The following is a 21,964-nucleotide window of genomic DNA, read 5'->3' on the forward strand; positions in this document are numbered from 1 at the left end:
TTTGTCAACGGTCTGAGGCTGCCGACATTGTCGGCAGCCTCCGGTTTCTTTTACAAGGAAAGAAGTTTTTTCTCGCCGGCTCTTTCAGCCAAGATTTCAGGTGCGGATAAATATAAAAAGCCGTTTCCGATCAGCGCTTTTGAGTAATCGAGAGGAAGGGTCCTGCGGATTAATTGGGCGTATAGTTCAGGCTCCGTCAGCTCCCGCTTGAATGCGTCCTCTTCGAAGGATTTGATCAAGGCGAGCGCGCCGCTTACGTGCGGAGTAGCCATAGACGTTCCGGTCAGCTTGCCGTATTGCCCATCCGGCAATGTCGACAAAATTTCTTCGCCGGGCGCAACCAGATCAATCTCTTTGTTGGTGTTTGAAAATTCCGACGATTCCCTCGTCAAAGACACAGATCCGACAGCGATCACTTCGTTGTATGCAGCAGGGTATGAATATTCCTCTGTACGGTCGTCTCCGTCGCCCTCGTTTCCGGCGGCGCAGACGACAAGAACCCCGCTTTTGACAGCGTTTTGGATCGCTTCTTTTAATTCCGGTTCATCAGACGGACCGCCGAGCGACATTGAAATGATATCCGCTTTTTGCTCGACCGCGTAGTTGATCCCGTTGATGATCCATTCGTACTGGCCGCTTCCGTCTTCACCGCCGAGAACCTTGACGATTAAAAGGTTTGCCTCTGGCGCAACTCCGGAAATACCGCCGTTTTTATCATTGGCGGCGATCGTGCCCGCCACATGTGTGCCATGTCCATTATAATCGCTGATTTGATCTTCTTGTCCATCGTCATCGTCGGTGAAGTTTTTGCCTCCGATGATTCTGTCCGCTAAATCGGGGTGATTGACGTCACAGCCCGTATCAAGAACCGCGACGGTGACATCTTTTCCTTTAAAACCTTGTGACCACAGCTCCGGCGCCTTAATCGCATCGATTCCTTCCGGCAGTTCATTAACGTCCATAAACTTTTCGTCCGTCACATAAGGAATTAATCGCATTTGCATTTAAAAGCCCTCCCTGTTTTGTGCTGCTTAAGATGGGTTACAAGGTTGCATGATACTATTGTAAAACATTTATTTTGCTAAAAAAAGGTTCATTTGTATGAATTTTATGAAAAATCAAAAAATACGGATAATAGAGGAAAAAAGTCGAATAATCGGTGAACTTGCTGATTCGATGAGTGAAAAGACCTGTCTCGTCTCATATTACGGCGGGCAAAAGGACATCCTATAATGAAAAAAGGAGGCGTTTTATATATGAAGGAAAAAGAAGACCGCGAAAGGGATGTGCTGTCAATCAACGAAGCCGAATTTGTGCCGCATCCAAAGTTTGACGGGGAATATACACTTTTGCTGCATGAAAACTATCATTTTCTTTCGCGGGAAGATATTCCGGACGGCAGCGGAAAATAGCGGGCTTGCAGGGCACACCTAACGATATTTTTGGCGAAAAAGGGAACTAACGCATATAGATAAGAGATAAAGCCGTTTTAGTTATTGACAGGCACTCTTTTTTTCTGTAATCTCATTGTGTCCGGTAAATACAGCTCTTCGTTAGGTGAGGCTCCTGTATGGAGATACGCTGCTGCCCAAAAATGTCCAAAGACGCCAATGGGTCAACAAGAATCATCGACATAAGGTGATTTTTAATGCAGCTGGCATGTTTGCCTATGCCATACAGTGCTAAAGCTCTACGATTGAAGGCGTTAGGGTTTTATTATGTATGGCTTTTAACATCTTCATGCTCATGAAATAGGTGTTTTTTTATTTTTTGAGGAAAGTAAAGAGCGTATTTTCCAATTACGAAAACAATAGGAGGTGTGAGTATGGATTCTCCCCATTCGAGGCGGTCTAAACATACGAGAAACATCATCAATCACAAAACACTGATTCAATTTGAGGAGATCCTATTACCGCCGCACCTTCCGCTATGGCGATTACGGATCTCCTAAGAAGGAGGTACAGATTGCCATGGTACAGAACATGACATATGATGAACTGATTTTACGAATTATCATTTTGCTGAGAGACGGGAAACGCAAAGAGTTTCAAAACGTGTTAGAAGAACTCCAGCCTTACGATATGGCAATTTTATTTAAAGAAATGCCTGAAAAGCACCGCGGACGGTATCTGTCTTTTTTAACGGTTGAAGACATTACCGATCTGATGGGCGAGCTCGAAAAAGAAGAACAGCTCACAGTGTTGAACAAAGTCGGTAAAGAAAAAGCGGCCCATGTCATGAACAAAATGGACAATGACGACCTTGCCGCGCTCTTGGAGGAAATGGAGCCGAAGCTTAAAGAACAGCTTCTGTCAAGCATGGAAGAAGAGGAGTCTGAAGCGGTCAAGGTGCTGATGAACTATCCGCCTGAAACGGCGGGAAGAATCATGACGAACCGCTTTGTATGGATTCCGCAGCACTATACAGTGCAAGAAGCCGTCGTAAAGCTGAAAAGCTTTGCGGAGATCGCAGAATCGATCAACTATTTATACGTCATTAATGAAGCAAAGCAGCTCGTCGGCGTATTATCGTACCGCGACCTGATTTTGGCCGAACCGGGTGAAAAGGTTCAGGATTTGATGTTTACGAGGGTCATCTCTGCCGAAGCCCTTCAAGATCAGGAAGAGGTTGCAAGGCTGATCGAACGCTACGACTTCCTTGCGATACCGGTTGTTGAAAAGGATCAGAAGCTCGTCGGGATCGTGACGGTCGACGACATTATCGACATCGTCATCCAGGAGGCGAATGAAGACTACGAAAAATTCGCCGCTTCAGGTAAAGCGATCACGTTTGATACGAAATCGTACGTGGCGGCTTACCGCCGCCTGCCGTGGCTGATTCTGCTCTTGTTCATCGGATTGATCTCCGGAAGCATTATGAGCTATTTTGAAGATACGCTTCAACGGGTGGTCGCGTTGGCATTTTTCATGCCGATGATCGCCGGGATGACCGGAAATACGGGCACTCAGTCATTGGCTGTTGTCATCAGAGGCCTTTCTAAAGAAGAACTCAACAAGAAAACGATTTTCCGCTTAATTTTTCGCGAGCTTAGAACCGGCATTATCATCGGTTTGGTGTGCGCCGTTTTCATTACGGGAATCGCGATTGTCTGGCAAGGCAATTTGCTGCTCGGATTTGTCGTAGGAACATCGCTGTTTGCAACGCTTATCATCGGAACGATGGCGGGAACGATCGTGCCGATCATTCTGCACAAATGCAAAGTCGACCCTGCGATCGCATCGGGTCCGCTGATCACTACGCTGAATGACATTTTGTCACTTTTGATTTACTTTGGCATTGCAACTGCTTTTATTCATGCTTTATAACCCGTAAGCCCTCCTTTCAAGGAGGGTTTTTTACTTGCCAGGCTTTAAGAACATTTTATATATTTAGGCGAGGGAAGGGGGATTGGGGCATGCAAAAAATCGCTGCGGTTATGTTGTTCATGGCTTTTGCCATCATCGCCGGCTGCCAGGATCAGAATAAAGATGAGGGGAAAGACCGGCGGCTTGCCGCCGCTGAAGACATGCTTGAGGCCATCATGGAAGACGATCTGCCGAAAATGAAACAGCTTTATGTCGAAGGCGCGACTCCTTCGCCTGAAGAAGTTCTTAAAGCTAAAAGGAATTGGGGAATTTCCGGGCTTGATAAGAATGACTTTCAAATGTATGAAGCAAGCATCCACGTGTTTCACGCTTCTTACAAGGCGAAAAGCGGAGAGCCCGGAAAAATCGCGTTTCGCATCCGCAATGATCCAGACAAGGGTGTCATGATCGACTACATCGGGCATATAGCCGGCAAGCAGTGAGGACGAATCGTGTGACGAACGATTCGTTTTTTTAACGGTTTCTGTATTTAAAATGTGCGTTAAGCTGCCCCTCGAGCATTTTTTTTCTCAGCTGCTGGTCGTTTTTTAGGCTCTGCTCTTTTTTGCGCATATCCTTGAGGATCTCCGCCGTCTGGACGCCGTCCTCGCGTTTGTTCGCAATATCCATCAGCCGTTCCACATCTGTGAAAGAATATTTTCTCGTGCCCCTTGATGAGCGGTGCGGATAGATCAGTTTCCGTTCTTCGTAATAGCGGATCTGCCGCACAGATAAGCCCGTCAGCTCGCTGACGATGCCGATGGAAATCACTTTTTTATCCTTATAAGAAAGATCTTCGACTGTCATTTTCCCACCCCTAAGATGACTTTTTTTGTATTATATAAGAAAATGCGATAAAAAAACTGCCGTTTGTCATAAAATCTAACATAGATTAAGAAGTTTTTTAAAAACCACGGAAGAAAAGTTTACAGAAAGGATGCAGACCGAAGATTACTCCTATATGCTTTAGCTATAGTGCTGATTAGGAGGAATATTCATGAAAGAACACAAAGCCGTCTCACTCGCTAAAGAAATCGTCGCATTGGACATCAAAAGGGATGAGCTGCTGGAGACTTTGATGAAGCTTGCCGGAAACGATGCATTTCCGCTGCTCAGGGCGGTGCAGAACGGTCTTTATCGGAAATCCTCTTAAAGCCCTGAAGGGAGTGGGGCAATTTTAACACGGTCTTCATATTGCCTTAACAAACAATGGGTATTCTTGACTTAAAGGATACACCAAAATGAAAGGAGAAGTCATGAGTAAATTATTGAAACTTGCATTGGAAAAAGAACGGAACCACTATTCGGAAAAATTGATTTCGATTGGTGTATATAAGCGGGATCATGTGCAGAGAATGACGATTTCGGAGCTCCGAAACGAATATTTTTATTTTTTCCGCAAAAATAAAGCCCCCTTTTCAAAATAAGACGTTTTGAAAAATGCGGGCTTCTTTTTAATATGTTAAAAAAAATAAGAAGGAGTTTTCTTTCGTATAACGAAAATATAATACATATTGAATAGAGGAAAATAGCGCCCTTTTTTTGCTATGTATGTAAGGGTTTTCATTTTCCTGTATTCATTCAAGAAAATTGTATAAGAGGTAGATGATATGAGACTTTCGTTTAATGAGGAAGAAGTTCACCGCGCTATGTCATTGTACAAGGTTTTTGCCAGGGCTTTTAAAAGCATTTCGGAGCATAGTATACGGGACAGCAAAGAACATGGCTTTAACCCTACGGAATTTGCTGTACTGGAGCTTTTGTATACAAGGGGTGCCCAAAAGCTGCAGCAAATCGGTTCCAGGCTGCTCCTTGTAAGCGGGAACGTAACGTATGTGATCGACAAACTGGAAAAAAACGGTTTCATCAAACGAGAGCAGGATCCGAAGGATAAACGATCCGTTTACGCCAGCTTGACGGAAAAGGGCAAAACATATCTTGACGAGATTTATCCGATCCACTCCATGAGAATCGCCCGGGCGTTTTCGGGTCTGACAAAAGAAGAGCAGGAACAGCTGATGGCTTTGCTCAAAAAAGCCGGAATTCACAGCCAGCACCTTTTGTTTCGCTGATCTTCAGCTTTCCGCCCGCCCGGTTTCTTTCAAGTGATCGAGAATCGCTTTGATCTGTTTATCCTGGGGCTGTCTGAAAAAACTTTCGAAAGGGCAACCTATTTCTTTTGTCCGTTTTACGACAGCCTCCATTGTAAAATCGGCGGGAGACAGCTTTTCGCCGACTTCCTCCCAATAAAGCGGAGCTGCGACCGTGCCGAGCTCATTTCCCCTTGCGGAATACGGGCAGATGATCGTTTTGCCCGGCGCGTGCTGTACATAGTCGATATAAAGCTTTCCGCCCCTGTTTTTTATCAGCCGTTCTGTTGTAAACAGATCGGGAAAAAGCGATACGCAGTATGATGCGGCAAAGCTTGTGAATAGGCGGGTGTCTTCATACGTAAACGCGTTTTTTGAAATCGGTATATAAATTTGTATCCCTTTGTTGCCGGACAGCTTCGGAAAAGAAACGAGGCCGAGCTGATCAAATAAACGGCGAAGCTCTTCCGCGGCGCGGACAGCGAGCGGAAATTCCGATTTCGACGGCGGATCAAGGTCGAATACGATTTCGGTAGGATTTTCGGTATCGACCGTTTGAAAAGGGATGTGAAATTCGAGCGCAAGCTGATTTGCAAGCCAAAACAAAACGGAGTAATCACGGCATACGATGTGTTCGTGCTCATCATCTTTGACTGAAGTCACAAACTCCGGGGCGTAATCAGGCTTATTTTTTTGAAAAAAAGATTCTCTTCCCGCCCCGTGCGGATACCGGATCACGGTAAGCGCGCGGTTTTCCAAAAAAGGGAGCAAAACATCGCCGATTTCGGTTATATAGCCGACATAATCGGCTTTCGTTTTGTTGCTTTCAGGAAAAATCACCTTGTCAAGGCTTGTCAGCTGCAATGACGGGTGCACATTTTTTGAATGAAGCAGAAGCCGTGTATACGTACATTCCTCCCATGTCATATCAAATTCAAAAGAGACAAACGATACCTCGCGAAGCGCACCGAAATGAATCGTTAAATAATGCACAGTCAAACAAATGGAAGGATCGATGACGTATTCTCCCGGTTTGGTTTCGGTTCCGTGTTCGGTTATGATGGCGAGGATGGCATTCCTCTCCTGTTCTCCGAGCCCGTGGGATACAGAGCCCATTTCCCTGATGTGTCCGCGGTCGGAAACAGCGATCGACATATAGCCGTTTGCCTTGTTATACCCCGTCATAAAAACGGAGGCTCTCTTATAGTTTTTAAGTTTAAGCCACTCGGCCGTCTTTTTATTTTCGAGCCACCGGCTGTCTTTTTTCTTCGCAACAATTCCTTCACCGTCAAACCTTTTGATTGAGCTCCAAAGCGAATCAAAATCCCGCGTCTCGGGGATCAATTGAATCCGTTCATTTGAACGGGGATCGGGGGCCATCGGAAATCCAAGGCTCTTAAGCAGGCCGGATAACTCCTGCTTTCGCTCTGTATAGGGAGAGGATGTCATCGTTTTTCCTTTGTAAGTCAGCAGATCAAAGGCGAGAAAGTGGCACGGTTTTTTTTCGGCCGCTTTTTCGATCAGTTCCTGATTTTTCATCATGCCCCTTTTTTGCACGTACTCAAAGTTGGACCGAAAGGGGTTTGCCAAAGAGACGATTTCGCCGTCGAGCGTAAACGGAAGGTGGTCGTAAAAAGCGGTCAGCTTTCTTTTTGCAAATATCGCAATTTCCGGGAAGAGACCGTTCAGAGGCTGGCCGTTTCTGCTGATCAGGGAGACATCCGTTTTTGAAACCGTCAACAGCGCCCGGTAGCCGTCGTACTTTGTTTCAAACCGCCACATTTCGCCCGAAGGAGGCACGGACGTGAGGACGGGCTGCATCGTAATGGCCATCTGTTATTTTGCTTCGGAGGCTTTTTTGCGCGAGGTTTTTCGTTTTTTGTCCTCCGCTCCTTTCGTAATTGCAGCTTCTTGCTTTTTCGGAGTTTTCGTCCGTTCGATGCTTGCCTGAAGGGCGCTGACGAGATCGATGACATCCTCCCGCGGTGCAGCGGCAGCACCTGGCGTGACGCCTTCATTCTGATCGATTTTTTCTTTGATTTTGTCCATGACCGCAATTCTGTAAGTATCCTCGTATTGTTCAGGAGCAAATGAGGTCGTGAGCTCATCGATGAGTGAAATCGCCGTTTGCAGCTCTTTTTGATTGACATCCGTTTCTTCGGGAACGCCGGGAACGTGGGCAGAGTTCCTAACTTCATCAGGATAGTGGATCGATTCCATTAAAATGCAGTTTTCGTACACGCGTAGGATGGCCAGCTGTTTCTTTGAGCGGATGGTGATGTGGGCGATTCCGATTTTTTCCGTTTTTCTCAGCGCTTCCCGAAGCAGAGTATACGCTTTTGTACCGTTGTCTCCCGGTCCGACGAAATATGAACGGTTAAAGTAGATCGGATCGATCTCTTTTAATTGTACAAAGTCGACGATTTCCACCGATTTTTCTTCCTGTTCTTCTTTAAGCTGTTTCAGCTCTTCATCCGTTAATACGACATATTTGCCTTTTACATATTCGTATCCTTTGACGATATCCTCAGGGGCCACTTCCTCATGGCAGTTTGTGCATTTTTTTTCGTATTTGATCGGGGCTCGGCATTCTTTATGAAGCGAGCGCAATTTCACGTCTTTATCTTCCGTCGCTGCAAACAGCTTCACCGGGATGTTGACAAGACCAAAGCTGATCGAGCCTTTCCACATCGTATGCATCGGTCCAACTCCTTTTTTCCTTAGTGATTCCTCGGGGCAGATTGTTTCATGAATAGTAACTTATGGATTCAAAAAAAGCATTCAGGTTTAAACCCGAATGCTGCCATGTTCAGATAAGAGCTTTTCTATTTCTTCAGCGGAAAGGAGACAGCCGGGGTCCTGTTGGAAAACCCCGCAGCCCTTTGCCAATAACCATTCTTTCTGTTCCGCGGTTTTGGCTCCTTCGGCGGCGGTTTCCAGTGAAAGGTGGCGGGCGAATGAAATGATCGCTGCAGCCATCCGTTCTGATTTTGAATCTGATGGAATCCCTTTTATGAAGGATTTGTCGATTTTGATTTTGCTGACAGGCAGGTCTTGCAGGACGTTTAAGGAACTGCTGCCGGTTCCGAAATGATCGATCGTGATTCCGACTCCGAGCATTTTTAATGAAACGAGCTTTCTTTTTGAATACGGCAAATGATCCATAATCATGGCTTCGGTGACTTCCACTTCAATCAATCCGGGCGGGAGCCGGTGCGTCGCCAAGCTTTCTTCGAAGTCTTGTATGAACCTGTCGGATTGGAAGTGCCGTGGCGGCACGTTTACGGCTACGGTCAGCGGCGTTCCGCTGTCATGCCATTTTTTTGCCTGCCGGCAGGCTTCATCGATCATCCATTTCCCCAATTCAGCCGTCATGTCTTCAAGGAGTCGAATCGGCTCATCTGTTGCATTGAGGCATACCGCTTCTGCCCCTGCCGCTTTTTGTGTGGAAACGCTGAATTGCGGAACATACATGAGGATAAGCGATTCCTTCATGTCAGGCTTCTTTTTGGTCGATGGAGAGAAGTATTGGTATCTGCTTTTATTTTTTTCTTTTACGGAATACATGGCCATATCCGCTTTTTTCATCAGCTCCTCACCGTCCGTTCCGTCGAGCGGAGAGATTGCAATACCGATGCTGACGGACGTTTTCAGCCTGTGTTCTTTAATATGAAAAGCCGTTTCAAATTGCCGGATCAATTGTTGTGCCAGCCTGTCAATGTTTTCCCGCGGATCTGCAGGGATGATGATAATGAATTCATCTCCCCCCAATCGCGCAATAAACCCTTGTTCAGGCATACAGGCCGCCAAGCGCTTTGAAGCCTCTACCAAAAGCAGGTCTCCGATGTCGTGGCCAAGGGCGTCATTAAATTCCTTAAAACGGTTTAAGTCCAAAAACAAAACGGCTGTGCTTCCGCTATGTTGATGAAGGACATTTTCCAAATGGATACATGCGTATCTTCTGTTCGGCAAGTCCGTTAAAGCGTCATAATGGGCCATTCGGTGAATTTTTCGTTCGGCTTCGCGCTGCTTTGTCATATCTTTGCAGATGAGATATATGCTGTCAAGATTCTGTCTGACATAAACGGGAATCAGCGTCAGGTTTAAGTCGAACTGTTTGCCGTACAGCGTGATTTGCGTATCGCGGTTGAGCGCTTGCTTTTCACTTTTCACTTGATGAAACCAGCCGAGAAGCCTTTCTCGCTCTTCATGCGGAAAAACAGACGAGAGCATGGCAGGGGTTTCTATTCCCATCTTTTTCAGAAGCCTGCATCCGGACGAATTGGCGAAAAGCATGCGCCCTTCAAACGAAAAAACATAGATCGGATCAATATTATAGTTGATTAAAGATTGAAAACGCTCTTCGTTGTCCCGGATTTTTTCGGCTTGAATCAGCAGGCGCTTGTCGTGAAACGCGCCGAAAATCAAAAGAGCCTGAAGCAAAAGGGTGAAGATGACGATGGCAATCCCTAATTGGACCGTATCCATTTCCCCGTGTCCGTGGCTGATTCCTTGTTGCATGTAAAGCGTTGCCGCCGCCATACCGGTATAGTGCATGCCTGAAATCGCGCCGCCCATTAAAATCGCGCTTGCGATTTTAATAAACTGAGTCCGAAATGAACCTCTTCTTTTCGCGAAAACACGCGATAGCTTCAAGGCGGCGAAAGAGGCTGTAATGGCAATCGCAAAAGATGCCGTATAAAGAACGGGTTGATAGACGATCTTTATGTGTTCCATCGACTCCATCCCGATGAAGTGCATCGATGCAATGGCGACACCCATTGCAAAACTGGCGGCCCAAAGCCTTAAACCAGGCATGTCCTTTCCGTTTATCACGTAAAATGATACGAGGGAACCGCTGAAGGCGACAACAATCGACAGCATGACAAGCCAAAAATCGTACGTCATGGCAGCCCCGGTTTGAAACGAGATCATGCCGATAAAGTGCATGGACCAGATGCCAAGCCCCATCGTCAAGGAGCCGGCCAAAAGCCACCCTTTGCTTTTCCAGCCTTCCGTATGTACGACCCGTTCGGATAAATCAAGGGCCGTATAGGCTGCCAAAACCGCCGTAATGTATGATAAAACAATCAGCCATCCATTATAATCACCTGAAACTTGTGTCACTTTTTTCTCCGCCTTTTCTGAAGATGTAGAATAGAAGCCGAATGCTTGCCGTGGAAAGGCTGCCGGGTAAAGCGGCATTCGCTATAATTTGTGAATTATACTACATATGATGTTATTCGCCAATGGACGATCATATCCTTCCGGTCTCATAAAGCCATTTTCTCAATGAGGCTGAATGTGTTAAAATCATTTTGTGCGTTCTTTAGAACTTGAAATTATCAATCGTTTAAAGGTTGTGATCGATATCGAAGAATTGATTCTATCAATGGCAGAAGCATTTAAAAGTCTATCGTATTTCGGGATTTTTTTGGCGCTGTGCATCGAATTCGTGCCTGCAGAAATCGTCCTTCCGCTTGCCGGATATTGGGTCTATCAAGGAGACATGTCTATGTGGGGCATCGTTCTTGCGGGATCGCTCGGGGGTGTCGTCGGGCCGCTGACTCTTTACTGGCTCGGCAGATACGGGGGGCGTCCATTTTTAGAGCGATACGGCAAATACTTTTTCATCAAGCCTGAGGCGCTTGATAAGGCTGACCGCTTTTTTGAGAAGCATGGCGGGTTTGTCGCGTTCAGCGGCCGGTTTATTCCGGGTATCAGAACGCTAATTTCGATTCCGTGCGGACTTGCAAAAATGAATGTGTGGGCCTTTTGCATGTATACATTCTTCGCGATTACGCCGATTACGTTCGTATATGTTTATTTAGGCTTTTATCTCGGCGAAAACTGGAAAAATGTCGGCAGCCTCCTCGACGGGTACCTTCTCCCGATCGGTATCGCTATTGTCGTTCTGTTTATTTTGTATCTTTTTTGGAAAAACAGGAGAAACAAAATCAAAGCAGCTCAGCCTTTTCTAGATAAAAATAGGGATTGACAGCAGAACGTTCGGAGGTTACTATTATCTTATAATTCAATATTTTTTCTTTTTTTCCAAAGGGGAGTAGCGTCCGGATGTAACCCGGAAACAAAGTCGTCAGTTCATGGATGTTCATCCATCGGCTTTGTTGGCATGTTTTAATCAATGACCATGTCTAGCAAGACCTTTGCCTAATGTTGGCAGAGGTCTTTTTTGTTTGCCGAAAATACCCTGCCGCATTAGCGGGAATAAGAGAAAGAGACAATCACTTAGGAGGAGATATTAAATGGATGCAGCATTGCTACTGGAATACGGTTGGGTTCTTCTCATTTTAGTCGGGCTGGAAGGGATATTGGCGGCAGACAACGCACTCGTCATGGCGGTCATGGTTAAACACTTGCCGGAAAAAGAAAGAAAAAAAGCGCTCTTTTATGGGCTGGCCGGCGCGTTTGCGATGAGATTCGGCGCACTGTTCGCCATTTCTTTCCTTGTGAACGTATGGCAGGTTCAAGCGATCGGAGCGGTCTATCTCTTGTACATTTCGATCCATCATATCGTAAAAACCCATGTTCTGAAAAAAGAAGAAAAAGCGAAGGAAACGAAAAAAGGCGGTTTTTGGCCGACTGTGATAAAAGTCGAACTGGCAGATATCGCCTTTGCAGTAGACTCCATTTTAGCCGCGGTGGCGCTCGCTGTTACGCTGCCTGTGACTAACCTTCCGCAAATCGGCGGACTTGACGGCGGGCAATTTATCGTCATCTTGGCCGGAGGTATCATAGGACTTGTCATCATGCGTTTTGCTGCAAGCGCATTTGTCAATGTTTTAAAGAAACGTCCGAGCCTGGAAACGGCGGCTTTCCTGATTGTCGGCTGGGTCGGCGTCAAACTGGCGCTCTACACGCTTGCACATCCGCAAATCCATATCGTATCCGAGCATTTCATCCATTCAGGCACATGGAAACTCATTTTCTGGGCCGTGCTGATCGCCATCGCTCTTGGAGGATGGTTTATGACAAACCCGAAAAAACAAGAAAAACGGGCTGTTCAAGAATAACACAAAAGCCGCCGGCGTTATGCCGGCGGCTTTTTTATGACGAATATTGACGGGTTTCATCGAAATATCATTTCATTTTATTAACAGAGATGTTACAAAAACAAAAGAAAAACCCCCCTAATCCTCAAAGATATATCGAATTGATCTATAAGATCATGCAATCCGCTGTCACATTTGAAAAAATAGAAATGAATTCCACCTTTTCTCCTTTGCGATTCCCTATCAAATTAGCTATCATAAATGAGTAGTATAGGGAGGAACTGAGGTGAAACCAGTGCTTAGCCTTTTGTTTAAGACAGGGAAGAAGAAACCGACATTAGAAGAGTCTGTGATAAGCATACAAAAAGGAAATCAGCAGTTGCAAAACGAGCTTATCGAGCAATACAAGCCTTTTGTGGCTAAAACGGTTTCATCCGTGTGCAAACGATATATAGATGAAAAAGATGATGAATTCAGCATTGGCTTAATCGCTTTTAATGAAGCCATTGAAAAATATTCGTCTGAAAAGGGGAATTCCCTGCTTGCATTCGCCGAACTTATTATTAAGCGAAAAGTCATTGACTATATAAGAAAAGAAGCCAGAAACGCACAAAACATAAACATGGATTTACAAGAAGGAGAAGAGCAGGAATCGTCTCAAAGCGTGATTGAAGCCGAGCTTTCCATAAACGAATTCAACCGCCAGCTCGAACAGGAACAAAGGCGGGAGGAAATTCTGCATTTTAAAGGCAGGCTGAAAAGCTTCGGACTATCTTTTTCGGATTTGCTGGAGAATTCTCCGAAACATACGGATGCAAGGCAAAATGCCATCAAAGTGGCGCTGACGCTAGTCGAGCATGAAGACTTGCTGGACATTTTGTTTCAAAAAAAGCAGCTTCCCGTTAAACAGCTTGAAAAACTGGTGGCTGTAAGCAGAAAAACAGTTGAAAGAAACCGTAAGTATATCATCGCCATGGTCATCATTATAACCGGCGATTATATTTATCTTAAAGATTATCTAAAAGGGGTGCTCAACTCATGAGAAGAGGGATTATTGTAGAAAAAAATAAAAAATTCGTCACATTGCTAACCCCTGACGGACAATTTTTAAAAGCAAAAAAGATGGAGGAAGATTATGAAATCGGTCAGGAGATTACGTTTCCCGCGGAGACCAGAATGTCAAGGAGGCGCGCTGGTTTTTTTGACCTGCTTGCTCTTCGGCCGCTAAAAGCCGGCGTTTTCTCAATCGCGGCGATCATGCTGCTCGCTTTTATGATCATTCCCGATGCTTTGAACAACAAAGCGTACGCTTATATGACGATCGACATTAATCCCAGCTTTGAATTGACCCTTAATAAAAACTGCGAAGTCGTCGACTTGGTCCCGCTGAATCAGGATGGAAAGGATTTGCTGAACAGTATAGAAAATTGGAAGAATTCGGATTTCAAAGAGGTCGTCAGCGAAATCGTAGAGGATAGCGATAAACAAGGATATGTCAAAGAATCAAAGGAAGTGCTGATCACAACAGTTTATGAAAATAATGAAGATGATACATATAAAGCAACGGTTAAAAGCGAGATCGACGATGTCGCAAAAAAGTATGAGGAACAGAACTATAAAATGGAAGCCGTAGAATCTGATCTTGATACTCGCGCAAAAGCGCAAAAGGAAGGCGTTTCCACCGGACGCTACATCCGCACTCATGAAAAGGAATCACAAGATCCAAAACCGGAAGCCGAACAGGAAGAAGCTGAAAAGGACGGCCAAAATCAGGAAGATGCCGAAAAAACTGAAAAAGATAAAGCTGTAAAAGAAGAAGATCAAACAGAGCAAAATACGGATGATGAAGATTCCGATACGGAAGATCAGCCGAATCCAGATCAATCTTCAGGTCAGGATCAAAACGAATCTGATCACGATACAAAGAAAGAAGAGGAGACAAATACCCCAAAAAATCAAAACCCTCAAGAAAAATTCCATAATGACAAAAACGGTCAGCAGCCGGAAAAAGGAAATTCGAAAAATGGCTCCGGCAGAGAGAACCGACAAAACAAGCCTCCGATGCAAAAGGAGAAAAAGCCCTCTGATCAATGGAATCAAGAATATCCGCCGAGCAGTCCCGGCGAATAATTCAGGAGGTATTTATTTGTCGGTATTTCCGCTTAGCTGAGCTTGTGCCTGCCGTACAAGACGTTTTGTCATTTCCCCGCCTACAGATCCATTTGAGCGAGCGACTGAATCTGAACCGAGCTGCACGCCGAATTCTTGGGCAATTTCGTTTTTGAATTGGTCCAGTACTTGCTCTGCCCCAGGGACAATCAATTTATTTGTTCTTGCCATGCTTTCAACTCCTTTTTCTTAGTGTACTGCTTGTTTAGTTTGAAATGGACAGGGGCTTTTTATGCTGGCAATTGTTGAAGCCTGCACGAAAAACGCCGGCTTTCGGCAGCCGGGCGTAACGTAAAACATTATGTTGCGGAGTGTTTGGCAAATACGTCATCGATCACTGCCTGCGCCGTCGCCTGAATATGGGAAGCGATCACGGAAAGCACGGTAACCGCCGTGATGTCCCTCGTTTTCTTCCATTCAGGTTCTGCAAGCTCTTTGTAATAATCCCGCATGCGGTCAGTCTCCTGATAGACGATCGTTTCCATCGTCGCCTCTTTGCGCACAAAATCGTCTCTCTGATGCACAAGATCAAGAACGCGTGCATAGCCTTCATAAAAGCGCAGCGGACTGACGATATCGTCAGACCGGTCGGTAATCGTATTGAAAATCATTTTTAAAATGGGCCTGATCGTTTCAAAGTCATAAACCGATTTTAAATCCCGTACAATAAGAAGGATGACGGCTTGGTCGATGGAATACTTTTTGCCGAGTTCCGGATGGCCCATCAAATCTTTGATATCGCGCTTGATCCAGTTTTGAATCGCGGTTGATTTTAAAGATGTCAGTTCACACAAATTGCCGAGCTCGACAATTTCGTTTGTGGAAAGCCCGTGTTCGGTTTTTTGCTTTTTGCGTTCGTATCGGATGATGAATTCAGGGATTTTTATATGATGTTCCGCTTCATCGACCGTCATGTCGGCCGATTTCAGCACGATTGCGAGCGGGCTTATATCCAGCTGCCCTTTCAGCGAATACATCAGCTTGGCCATTTCCAGGCGAGTCAGTTTAAAAGGTTCCATGGATCCACCTCATTATGTCATAAAAAATAAAATAGCAAACATCACACATTATCTTACGTCTTATCGCTTGCATTTTCAAATCAATGCCTTATAATTTTATTATACGAGTTCATTTGATCTTATTATAACACGGAGGTAATTATGGGAAAAAGAATCCTTCTCTTTCTATTATCGAACATTTTGGTCATTACGACAATCGGTATCGTCTTGTCCATCATCGGTTCGCTGACAGGCGTCGGGACGTATTTTACATCAGGCGGAGGCATCGACATCGCCGCGCTTCTCGTCTTCAGCGCCGTCGTCGGTTTTGTCGGATCTTTCATGTCGCTCTTGATGTCGAGATGGATGGCAAAAATGGCAATGGGCGTTCAGGTGTTAAATCCGAAGAAAGATGCGCTCAGCTTTGAGGAACAGCAATTGGTTGACCGCGTTCACAAACTGGCGCGCGCTGCCGGGCTGACGAAAATGCCGGAAGTCGGGATTTACCATTCCCCTGAAGTAAACGCGTTTGCGACCGGACCGTCTAAAAACCGCTCGCTGGTCGCCGTGTCTACAGGACTTCTTCAGGAAATGGACGATGCGGCCGTCGAAGGCGTGCTCGCCCATGAAGTCGCACACATCGCCAACGGCGATATGGTGACGATGACCCTGCTTCAAGGTATCGTCAATACGTTCGTCGTCTTCTTCGCAAGGATTGCCGCATGGGCGGTATCACGGGTTGTCCGTGAAGAGCTTGCGCCGATCGTTCACTTTATCGCGGTCATTGTCTTCCAAATTGCCTTTTCCATCCTTGGAAGCCTTGTCGTCTTCGCGTATTCGCGGCACCGTGAATACCATGCGGACAGAGGCGGGGCAGACCTTGCCGGCAAGGACAAGATGATCCACGCGCTTCGTTCTCTTGAGCGTTATACGTCAAGAATCAAAGACGAACAGGCGTCTGTTGCAACATTGAAAATCAATGGGAAAAAGCATACATCGCTTTTCTCAACCCATCCTGATTTACATGACAGAATCCGCCGTCTTGAAGCAAAATAAAGCTTTTGGAAATCCCTCCTTGAAAAAGGGGGGATTTTTATATACAAAAATCCAAAAGCTTCTGTACACGACAGAATGTTTCATTTAAAATGGAACACGTTATACAGAAGATGATGAAACAACTAATAAAAAGAAGGAACGATTATGAAGGTTTTATTAAACAAGCTTTTGCGTGTTCTGTCGCCAGTACAGCTGATTGCGCTCTATTATTTTTTGGCGGTTTCGGTTTCCGTGATGCTATTAAGCCTCCCCATTGCGCATCAAGATGGCGTGGATTGGTCATTTATGGATGCGCTGTTTACCGCGGTAAGCGCCGTGAGCGTGACAGGCTTGACAGTAGTTGATACAGCCGATACATTCAGCACGGCGGGGATTTGGATATTGGCGTTTGTACTCCAATTCGGCGGGATCGGCATCATGACGCTCGGTACTTTTGTCTGGCTCATATTCGGAAAACGAATCGGCTTGAAAGAGCGCCGTCTCATCATGACAGACCAGAACCAGTCCAATTTATCAGGGGTTGTCAAGCTGATGAAGCATGTGCTGATTCTGATTGTTGCCATTGAGTTTTTCGGCGGGCTGATCCTCGGCACTTATTTTCTGAAATATTTTGATTCGCCAGGAGAAGCATTTATACACGGTTTTTTCACCAGCATCAGCGCGACGACGAACGCGGGATTTGACATTACAGGCGATTCGATGATTCCGTATCGCCACGATTATTTTGTCCAGTTCATCGTGATCCTGCTGCTCATTTTCGGAGCGATCGGATTTCCCGTTCTGACCGAAGTGAAGGATTTTCTGTTCAGCAGGGAACGAAAATTTACTTTCAGCTTATTTACAAAGCTGACGACAGTCACTTTTTTCCTCCTCGTCTTCGGGGGAGCAATCGGCATTTATGTCATGGAAGCCCGCTTTTCATTTTTAGGAAAATCGTGGCATGAAATATTGTTCTTCTCGCTCTTTCAATCCGCGGCGACGCGAAGCGGGGGACTCGCGACAATGGACATCAGCCACTTTACGGATACAACGGTATTGTTTATGTGCATCCTGATGTTTATCGGCGCCTCGCCGAGCTCTGTCGGCGGGGGGATCAGAACGACAACGTTCGCTTTAAACCTGCTGGCTTTATTCCATTTTGCCAGAGGAAACAAATCGGTAAAAATTTTCAAAAGGGAGCTTCACCAGTCCGATTTAATGAAATCGCTTGTCGTAACGATGGTTGCCGTGCTCTTGGTGCTATGTTCGACACTCATCCTGACGGCCACAGAACAACACACTTTATTGGAAATCCTGTTTGAAGTTTGTTCAGCTTTCGGTACGACCGGTTTATCACTGGGGATCACGGCCGATCTGAGCACTACGGGCAAAATCGTCATCATGATCCTGATGTTCATCGGCCGGATCGGAATTGTAACATTGCTTTATTTGATCGGAAGAAAAGAAAGCGAAGCGAATTATCATTATCCAAAAGAAAGAGTTATTATCGGTTAAAAAAGACGGCCCATGCGGCTGTCTTTTTTATCCACATAAAGTCACCCTTTATATGGTATAATGCTAAAATGGCGGACTTGAAAAAAAGGGGGAAACTTCATGAAAAAGAGAATCATCCATTTGTTTATGGCCGCCGGATTTCTGTTGCTCGCCGGAGCCTGCTCAAACAGCCCGACGGCAAAAGAAAGCATGGATCAATATGTAGACAAATGGAACAAGCAAAATTTTGCAGAAATGTATGACCAGCTGTCGGCTGAAGCGCAAAAATCGATCTCGAAAGACGACTTCATCAAACGAAATAAATCGATTTATGAAGATGTCGGAGTCACAGACTTAAAAGTGACGGCCGGTGATCAGGACGAAAAAGAAAAAGACAAAAAAGATTCGCAGATTGTACCGTACAAAGTCAGCATGAATACATTGGCGGGACCCGTTTCTTTTGAAGGAAAAGCGAAGCTTGTAAAAGAGAAGAAAGACGGCAAAACATCGTGGAACATCAATTGGAATCCGTCCTTTATGTTTTCACAGCTGAAAAAAGGGGAAACGGTCCGGATTACCGCGGAAGAGCCTGTCAGGGGCAACATATATGACCGGAACGGCAAGGCGCTCGCAACGAATGCGAAAGTGCCCGAAATCGGCGTCGTCCGCGGGGAACTCGGTGATCATAAAGATGCGGTCTTGAAAAAGCTGGCCGGCCTCCTGGATATGGAAAAGGGAGATATCGAAAAACAGCTGTCGGCTTCATGGGTGCAAAATGACTCCTTTGTCCCTCTTAAAAAAGTAAAGCCTGACGAGAAGGAGCTTATTAAAAAAGCGACCTCTTTACCTGGCGTGTTGAAACAGGACACGACATCGAGATATTATCCTTACGGTGAAGCAGCCGCTCATCTTACCGGATACATAAGACCGATTACAGATGAAGAGCTGAAACAGAACAAAGACAACTACAGCCAACATTCAATGCTCGGCATCGTCGGCCTTGAACATATTTACGAAAAGCAGCTCAGAGGCGAAATCGGCTGGTCGATTTCGATTCCGGAATCAGGTGCTACGATCGCATCAAAAGCAGCCACGGACGGAACCGACATCCACACGACGATCGACATTAAAAAGCAGCAGGAGATCTACAGCCAATTGAAAAACGATTCCGGCGCAGCAGTGGCCCTCCAGCCGCAAACAGGGGAAACATTGGCACTTGTCAGCGCACCATCCTACGACCCGAACGGATTTTTGTTCGGCTGGAAGAAAGGCGAATGGGAAAAGCTGAACAAAGACAGTGCAGCGCCATTTACTGCGAAATTCAACAAAACGTATGCGCCCGGTTCAACGATCAAACCGATCACGGCCGCGATCGGGCTGAACAACGGTGCGATCAAGGCGGATGAAAAGAAACATATCGTCGGCAAAGAATGGCAGAAAGATTCGTCATGGGGCGGATATAAGGTGGCAAGGGTTTCAGAACAGCTGAGCGATGTCGACTTGGAAAATGCGCTCATTACCTCTGACAACATTTATTTTGCCCAGACGGCTATTGATACGGGACGCGACAAATTTGTCGAAGGGCTAAAATCGTTCGGCTTTGAAGAAAAGCTCGGATACGAATTTCCGACGACGGCATCTTCGATCGCCAACGACGGGATCGACTCAGACATTCTGCTGGGCGATACTGCATATGGCCAAGGACAGATGCTGATGTCCCCGATTCATTTGGCAGCCGCTTATACGCCGTTTATCAATGACGGAAACCTGATCAAACCGCGCCTGATCAAAAAAGACGGCGATGAGAAGGAAATCTGGCACAAAAACCTCGTAACCGCAGACGAAGCAGCGGCCATTACAAAAGGGCTGAAAGGCGTTGTAGATGATCCGCGCGGCTCCGCTTATAAGCCGGTCGTCAAGGGTCTCTCGATCGCGGGCAAAACGGGAACCGCCGAACTGAAAAAGAAAAAAGGCGAAAAAGGCAAGGAAAACGGCTGGTTCACAGCCTATGACTACAAAAAGAAAGACCTGTTAGTCACGATGATGGTTGAGGATGTATCAAACCGCGGAGGCAGCTCATACGTCGTCAATAAAGTGAAACAATTGTTTAAATAAGCACCGTTTTTCGGTGCTTTTTTTCTTTCCGGAAAATGGATGTGTGGACGGCTCTTTTCAGGAAAAGATATGGATAAACAAAACGAAAGGAATGTCGTGTATGAAACGAAAAGTTGCCAGAAATGAAGCCGCTTTGAACAATAAAACGCCGGCTGAAAGCATGCATGATCACCAATATATCACACAGTTTGATGCGGAAAACGGAGACAGGGGTGCAAACCGCAATTCAAAACAAGGAAAACAGGGAGATTGACGGAACGGTGGAGAAAAATCAAAAAAGCAAGGATATGCAAAATCATAAAAAGCCGATGAACAAAAAAGTGCTTCAGGAGGAATTTTCGGGCGAACTCGGCGATGTCAACGCCTTTAAGTTTATCGATATCATCGAACAGAATAAGAAAAAGAAAAAAGATGAAAAGGATAAGCAGAAAGATTGAAAAAGGACCAAATCCGATTTGGTCCTTTTTTCTTATTTACACGTTATACCGTGCCTGCTTTTTCAGCCACCTCAGCAAATTCGTCATTTTCAGTTCGATAAACGGCTGAGCCACCGTTTTAACGAATCCGCTTGACAGGAAGAAGGTCAAGACGGCGGTTGCGATGATCAGCACGGTCAGGCTCTGATAGTCGGCGAGCCATTCTTCCGCACCGGTTTTTCTGAATGACTTAATAATAAAGCCGTGCAGCAAATACACATAAAATGTCCTTGTTCCCCAAAGGGTAAAGAAATACCGTCTTTCAGGCACAAGTGCCATAAACCCGAAGGTTGAGCCAAACGTCAGCACAAGGAGTGCGACGCGATTCAGGGCGCTTTTCATTCCGACGTCTCCAAATTCAGAATAAGGCTTTGAACCGAACAACCACGAATAATCGAAATCTACGAAGAAATAAAAAACGAACGTTGCCGCCAATACGGCTAGAGCCGCCTGTTTTCCTTTCCAGCCTTTCAGCTTTTTGAAGTGTTCTTTTTTTAGATAAAAGCCCGCCAAAAAGACCGGGAAGAAAACGAATGTCCTCGAAAGGCTGAGCGTATCGCTGACGGCGTCGATATACCCGACAAGAACGGCGATCGCAAGGCTTGCGGCAAACGACCATGCTGCAGGCAGTTTTGTAAATGGAAACAAAAAAAGGTTCCAAAAAAACAAGCTGAGCAGAAACCAAAGCGACCACTGCGGTTCAAACGGATTGAAGGCAGTCAGGCTTTGATCATCTATAAACGAATAAAACACCGTATATATCCCCTGGAAAATCAAGTAGGGAACGATCAGCTTCACAGCGATTTTTTTCACATATCCGGGACGGTTGAATCCTTTTGCAAAATAGCCTGATATGAGAATAAAAGCCGGCATATGAAACGTGTAGATGAATTTGTATATATGAAGCAGCACATCATTGTCATTGATATATGACCGGATGATGTGGCCGAACACGACAAGAAAAATTAACAGAAATTTGGCGTTGTCAAAATAGCTGTCACGTGAATTCGTCATAACATCACCCTTTTTTTATAAGTTTGCAGCAGTCAAGCGCTTGTTTCTGTTGAATGATGCTTCGTTTATCATTTTAAAATAAAAACCATGTCTTTTCCTATGAATGAAGGCCCATTGTTAGGGAGGTGTAACGGAATCGTAATGAACGATTATAGCGTCATTGTTCTGTAAAATGGGTGGAAATCTTGTAAAAGT

At 45.5% G+C, this 21,964-nt stretch carries 23 protein-coding genes and 2 riboswitches; of the genes, 15 read left to right on the forward strand and 8 right to left on the reverse strand.

The genetic code is table 11. The features are described from left to right. Positions 1 to 50: 50 nt before the first annotated feature. On the reverse strand, positions 51 to 1,004 hold the full coding sequence (locus V7126_RS13920) for a S8 family peptidase (protein ID WP_175076270.1): 954 nt from the start codon (positions 1,002 to 1,004) through the stop codon (positions 51 to 53). Between the two features lie 252 nt (positions 1,005 to 1,256). Between V7126_RS13920 and V7126_RS13925 the strand changes: the two genes are divergently transcribed. From V7126_RS13925 to V7126_RS13935, 3 genes are all read left to right on the forward strand, one after another. Then, the gene (locus V7126_RS13925; protein ID WP_161797079.1) at positions 1,257 to 1,412 is read left to right on the forward strand and encodes a transcriptional regulator SplA domain-containing protein; all 156 of its coding nucleotides are present in this window, start codon (positions 1,257 to 1,259) and stop codon (positions 1,410 to 1,412) included. Positions 1,413 to 1,542: 130 nt separating this feature from the next. Next, positions 1,543 to 1,708, forward strand: a riboswitch (M-box (ykoK) riboswitch). Between the two features lie 262 nt (positions 1,709 to 1,970). Beyond that, positions 1,971 to 3,326 carry a magnesium transporter gene (gene mgtE, locus V7126_RS13930; RefSeq protein WP_046132393.1) on the forward strand — a complete coding sequence of 452 codons (1,356 nt, stop codon included), beginning with the start codon at positions 1,971 to 1,973 and terminating at the stop codon, positions 3,324 to 3,326. Positions 3,327 to 3,415: 89 nt separating this feature from the next. Further along, positions 3,416 to 3,808: a hypothetical protein gene (locus tag V7126_RS13935; RefSeq protein ID WP_175076269.1), complete on the forward strand. Its 393-nt coding sequence runs from the start codon at positions 3,416 to 3,418 to the stop codon at positions 3,806 to 3,808. Between the two features lie 31 nt (positions 3,809 to 3,839). Here the strand turns inward: V7126_RS13935 and V7126_RS13940 are convergent, their stop codons facing one another. Continuing rightward, the gene (locus V7126_RS13940; RefSeq protein ID WP_175076268.1) at positions 3,840 to 4,172 is read right to left on the reverse strand and encodes a MerR family transcriptional regulator; all 333 of its coding nucleotides are present in this window, start codon (positions 4,170 to 4,172) and stop codon (positions 3,840 to 3,842) included. Positions 4,173 to 4,362: 190 nt separating this feature from the next. Between V7126_RS13940 and V7126_RS13945 the strand changes: the two genes are divergently transcribed. The 3 genes from V7126_RS13945 (at position 4,363) to V7126_RS13955 (ending at position 5,437) form a co-directional block, all read left to right on the forward strand. Further along, positions 4,363 to 4,518 (forward strand): hypothetical protein, encoded by a 156-nt coding sequence (locus tag V7126_RS13945; protein ID WP_099047028.1) that lies wholly within the window; start codon positions 4,363 to 4,365, stop codon positions 4,516 to 4,518. A gap of 103 nt (positions 4,519 to 4,621) precedes the next feature. Beyond that, entirely contained in the window at positions 4,622 to 4,792 is a 171-nt protein-coding gene (locus tag V7126_RS13950) for a Fur-regulated basic protein FbpA (RefSeq protein WP_046132400.1), read from the forward strand. Positions 4,793 to 4,975: 183 nt separating this feature from the next. Next, positions 4,976 to 5,437 carry a MarR family winged helix-turn-helix transcriptional regulator gene (locus V7126_RS13955; protein ID WP_046132390.1) on the forward strand — a complete coding sequence of 154 codons (462 nt, stop codon included), beginning with the start codon at positions 4,976 to 4,978 and terminating at the stop codon, positions 5,435 to 5,437. Between the two features lie 3 nt (positions 5,438 to 5,440). Here V7126_RS13955 and V7126_RS13960 read toward each other — a convergent pair whose 3' ends face one another. The 3 genes from V7126_RS13960 to V7126_RS13970 all read right to left on the reverse strand — a co-directional run bounded on the left by V7126_RS13960 (position 5,441) and on the right by V7126_RS13970 (position 10,582). Then, positions 5,441 to 7,288, reverse strand: coding sequence for a DNA ligase D (locus V7126_RS13960; RefSeq protein WP_175076267.1), 1,848 nt, complete (start codon positions 7,286 to 7,288; stop codon positions 5,441 to 5,443). Between the two features lie 3 nt (positions 7,289 to 7,291). Beyond that, positions 7,292 to 8,155 carry a Ku protein gene (locus V7126_RS13965; protein ID WP_175076266.1) on the reverse strand — a complete coding sequence of 288 codons (864 nt, stop codon included), beginning with the start codon at positions 8,153 to 8,155 and terminating at the stop codon, positions 7,292 to 7,294. Between the two features lie 87 nt (positions 8,156 to 8,242). After that, complete coding sequence (locus tag V7126_RS13970) at positions 8,243 to 10,582, reverse strand: diguanylate cyclase domain-containing protein (RefSeq protein WP_335497655.1); 2,340 nt, start codon at positions 10,580 to 10,582, stop codon at positions 8,243 to 8,245. A gap of 265 nt (positions 10,583 to 10,847) precedes the next feature. On the opposite strand from V7126_RS13970, the gene V7126_RS13975 reads away from it, so the two are divergent. The 4 genes from V7126_RS13975 (at position 10,848) to V7126_RS13990 (ending at position 14,598) form a co-directional block, all read left to right on the forward strand. Next, complete coding sequence (locus V7126_RS13975; protein WP_202049326.1) at positions 10,848 to 11,453, forward strand: DedA family protein; 606 nt, start codon at positions 10,848 to 10,850, stop codon at positions 11,451 to 11,453. A 49-nt stretch (positions 11,454 to 11,502) separates the two neighbouring features. Then, positions 11,503 to 11,671: riboswitch (yybP-ykoY riboswitch) on the forward strand. Between the two features lie 50 nt (positions 11,672 to 11,721). Beyond that, on the forward strand, positions 11,722 to 12,489 hold the full coding sequence (locus tag V7126_RS13980) for a TerC family protein (RefSeq protein ID WP_046132386.1): 768 nt from the start codon (positions 11,722 to 11,724) through the stop codon (positions 12,487 to 12,489). A gap of 265 nt (positions 12,490 to 12,754) precedes the next feature. Next, positions 12,755 to 13,510 carry an RNA polymerase sigma factor SigI gene (gene sigI / locus V7126_RS13985; RefSeq protein ID WP_175076264.1) on the forward strand — a complete coding sequence of 252 codons (756 nt, stop codon included), beginning with the start codon at positions 12,755 to 12,757 and terminating at the stop codon, positions 13,508 to 13,510. Then, the gene (locus V7126_RS13990; protein WP_335497656.1) at positions 13,507 to 14,598 is read left to right on the forward strand and encodes an anti-sigma factor domain-containing protein; all 1,092 of its coding nucleotides are present in this window, start codon (positions 13,507 to 13,509) and stop codon (positions 14,596 to 14,598) included. Before sigI ends, V7126_RS13990 begins: the two co-directional genes overlap by 4 nt. A 12-nt stretch (positions 14,599 to 14,610) precedes the next feature. Here the strand turns inward: V7126_RS13990 and V7126_RS13995 are convergent, their stop codons facing one another. Then, entirely contained in the window at positions 14,611 to 14,808 is a 198-nt protein-coding gene (locus tag V7126_RS13995) for an alpha/beta-type small acid-soluble spore protein (RefSeq protein ID WP_046132453.1), read from the reverse strand. Between the two features lie 128 nt (positions 14,809 to 14,936). Then, positions 14,937 to 15,656, reverse strand: a complete 720-nt coding sequence (locus V7126_RS14000; RefSeq protein ID WP_175076262.1) for a DUF1836 domain-containing protein — start codon at positions 15,654 to 15,656, stop codon at positions 14,937 to 14,939. A gap of 141 nt (positions 15,657 to 15,797) precedes the next feature. Here V7126_RS14000 and htpX point away from each other — a divergent pair, with 141 nt between their 5' ends. From htpX to V7126_RS14025, 5 genes are all read left to right on the forward strand, one after another. Continuing rightward, complete coding sequence (htpX, locus tag V7126_RS14005; protein ID WP_175076261.1) at positions 15,798 to 16,691, forward strand: protease HtpX; 894 nt, start codon at positions 15,798 to 15,800, stop codon at positions 16,689 to 16,691. Positions 16,692 to 16,835: 144 nt separating this feature from the next. Further along, a complete protein-coding gene (locus tag V7126_RS14010) occupies positions 16,836 to 18,185 on the forward strand; it encodes a TrkH family potassium uptake protein (protein WP_335497657.1) in 1,350 nt (449 codons plus the stop codon). A gap of 99 nt (positions 18,186 to 18,284) precedes the next feature. Continuing rightward, the gene (locus V7126_RS14015) at positions 18,285 to 20,279 is read left to right on the forward strand and encodes a penicillin-binding transpeptidase domain-containing protein (RefSeq protein ID WP_335497658.1); all 1,995 of its coding nucleotides are present in this window, start codon (positions 18,285 to 18,287) and stop codon (positions 20,277 to 20,279) included. A 100-nt stretch (positions 20,280 to 20,379) separates the two neighbouring features. After that, positions 20,380 to 20,532, forward strand: coding sequence for a hypothetical protein (locus V7126_RS14020; protein ID WP_164918148.1), 153 nt, complete (start codon positions 20,380 to 20,382; stop codon positions 20,530 to 20,532). 7 nt (positions 20,533 to 20,539) lie between these two features. Next, the gene (locus V7126_RS14025) at positions 20,540 to 20,716 is read left to right on the forward strand and encodes a hypothetical protein (protein ID WP_099047030.1); all 177 of its coding nucleotides are present in this window, start codon (positions 20,540 to 20,542) and stop codon (positions 20,714 to 20,716) included. Positions 20,717 to 20,752: 36 nt separating this feature from the next. Here V7126_RS14025 and V7126_RS14030 read toward each other — a convergent pair whose 3' ends face one another. Then, on the reverse strand, positions 20,753 to 21,769 hold the full coding sequence (locus V7126_RS14030; RefSeq protein WP_175076258.1) for an acyltransferase family protein: 1,017 nt from the start codon (positions 21,767 to 21,769) through the stop codon (positions 20,753 to 20,755). Between the last annotated feature and the right edge of the window lie 195 nt (positions 21,770 to 21,964).

The sequence above is a fragment of the Bacillus sp. JJ675 genome (assembly GCF_036963165.1).
In the GTDB taxonomy this organism is placed as follows: domain Bacteria; phylum Bacillota; class Bacilli; order Bacillales; family Bacillaceae; genus Bacillus; species Bacillus glycinifermentans.

What these genes read in the sequence shown, in the direction of transcription:
- V7126_RS13980 (WP_046132386.1), top strand. Translation starts at nt 11,722, where the DNA reads ATGGATGCAGCATTGCTACTGGAATACGGTTGGGTTCTTCTCATTTTA.
- V7126_RS13975 (WP_202049326.1), top strand. Translation starts at nt 10,848, where the DNA reads ATGGCAGAAGCATTTAAAAGTCTATCGTATTTCGGGATTTTTTTGGCG.
- V7126_RS13920 (WP_175076270.1), bottom strand. Translation starts at nt 1,004, where the DNA reads ATGCAAATGCGATTAATTCCTTATGTGACGGACGAAAAGTTTATGGAC.
- V7126_RS13955 (WP_046132390.1), top strand. Translation starts at nt 4,976, where the DNA reads ATGAGACTTTCGTTTAATGAGGAAGAAGTTCACCGCGCTATGTCATTG.
- V7126_RS13965 (WP_175076266.1), bottom strand. Translation starts at nt 8,155, where the DNA reads ATGCATACGATGTGGAAAGGCTCGATCAGCTTTGGTCTTGTCAACATC.
- mgtE (WP_046132393.1), top strand. Translation starts at nt 1,971, where the DNA reads ATGGTACAGAACATGACATATGATGAACTGATTTTACGAATTATCATT.
- V7126_RS13925 (WP_161797079.1), top strand. Translation starts at nt 1,257, where the DNA reads ATGAAGGAAAAAGAAGACCGCGAAAGGGATGTGCTGTCAATCAACGAA.
- V7126_RS14000 (WP_175076262.1), bottom strand. Translation starts at nt 15,656, where the DNA reads ATGGAACCTTTTAAACTGACTCGCCTGGAAATGGCCAAGCTGATGTAT.
- V7126_RS13950 (WP_046132400.1), top strand. Translation starts at nt 4,622, where the DNA reads ATGAGTAAATTATTGAAACTTGCATTGGAAAAAGAACGGAACCACTAT.
- V7126_RS14015 (WP_335497658.1), top strand. Translation starts at nt 18,285, where the DNA reads ATGAAAAAGAGAATCATCCATTTGTTTATGGCCGCCGGATTTCTGTTG.
- V7126_RS14010 (WP_335497657.1), top strand. Translation starts at nt 16,836, where the DNA reads ATGAAGGTTTTATTAAACAAGCTTTTGCGTGTTCTGTCGCCAGTACAG.
- V7126_RS13935 (WP_175076269.1), top strand. Translation starts at nt 3,416, where the DNA reads ATGCAAAAAATCGCTGCGGTTATGTTGTTCATGGCTTTTGCCATCATC.
- V7126_RS13995 (WP_046132453.1), bottom strand. Translation starts at nt 14,808, where the DNA reads ATGGCAAGAACAAATAAATTGATTGTCCCTGGGGCAGAGCAAGTACTG.
- V7126_RS13945 (WP_099047028.1), top strand. Translation starts at nt 4,363, where the DNA reads ATGAAAGAACACAAAGCCGTCTCACTCGCTAAAGAAATCGTCGCATTG.
- V7126_RS13960 (WP_175076267.1), bottom strand. Translation starts at nt 7,288, where the DNA reads ATGGCCATTACGATGCAGCCCGTCCTCACGTCCGTGCCTCCTTCGGGC.
- V7126_RS13940 (WP_175076268.1), bottom strand. Translation starts at nt 4,172, where the DNA reads ATGACAGTCGAAGATCTTTCTTATAAGGATAAAAAAGTGATTTCCATC.
- V7126_RS14020 (WP_164918148.1), top strand. Translation starts at nt 20,380, where the DNA reads ATGAAACGAAAAGTTGCCAGAAATGAAGCCGCTTTGAACAATAAAACG.
- V7126_RS14030 (WP_175076258.1), bottom strand. Translation starts at nt 21,769, where the DNA reads ATGACGAATTCACGTGACAGCTATTTTGACAACGCCAAATTTCTGTTA.
- V7126_RS13990 (WP_335497656.1), top strand. Translation starts at nt 13,507, where the DNA reads ATGAGAAGAGGGATTATTGTAGAAAAAAATAAAAAATTCGTCACATTG.
- htpX (WP_175076261.1), top strand. Translation starts at nt 15,798, where the DNA reads ATGGGAAAAAGAATCCTTCTCTTTCTATTATCGAACATTTTGGTCATT.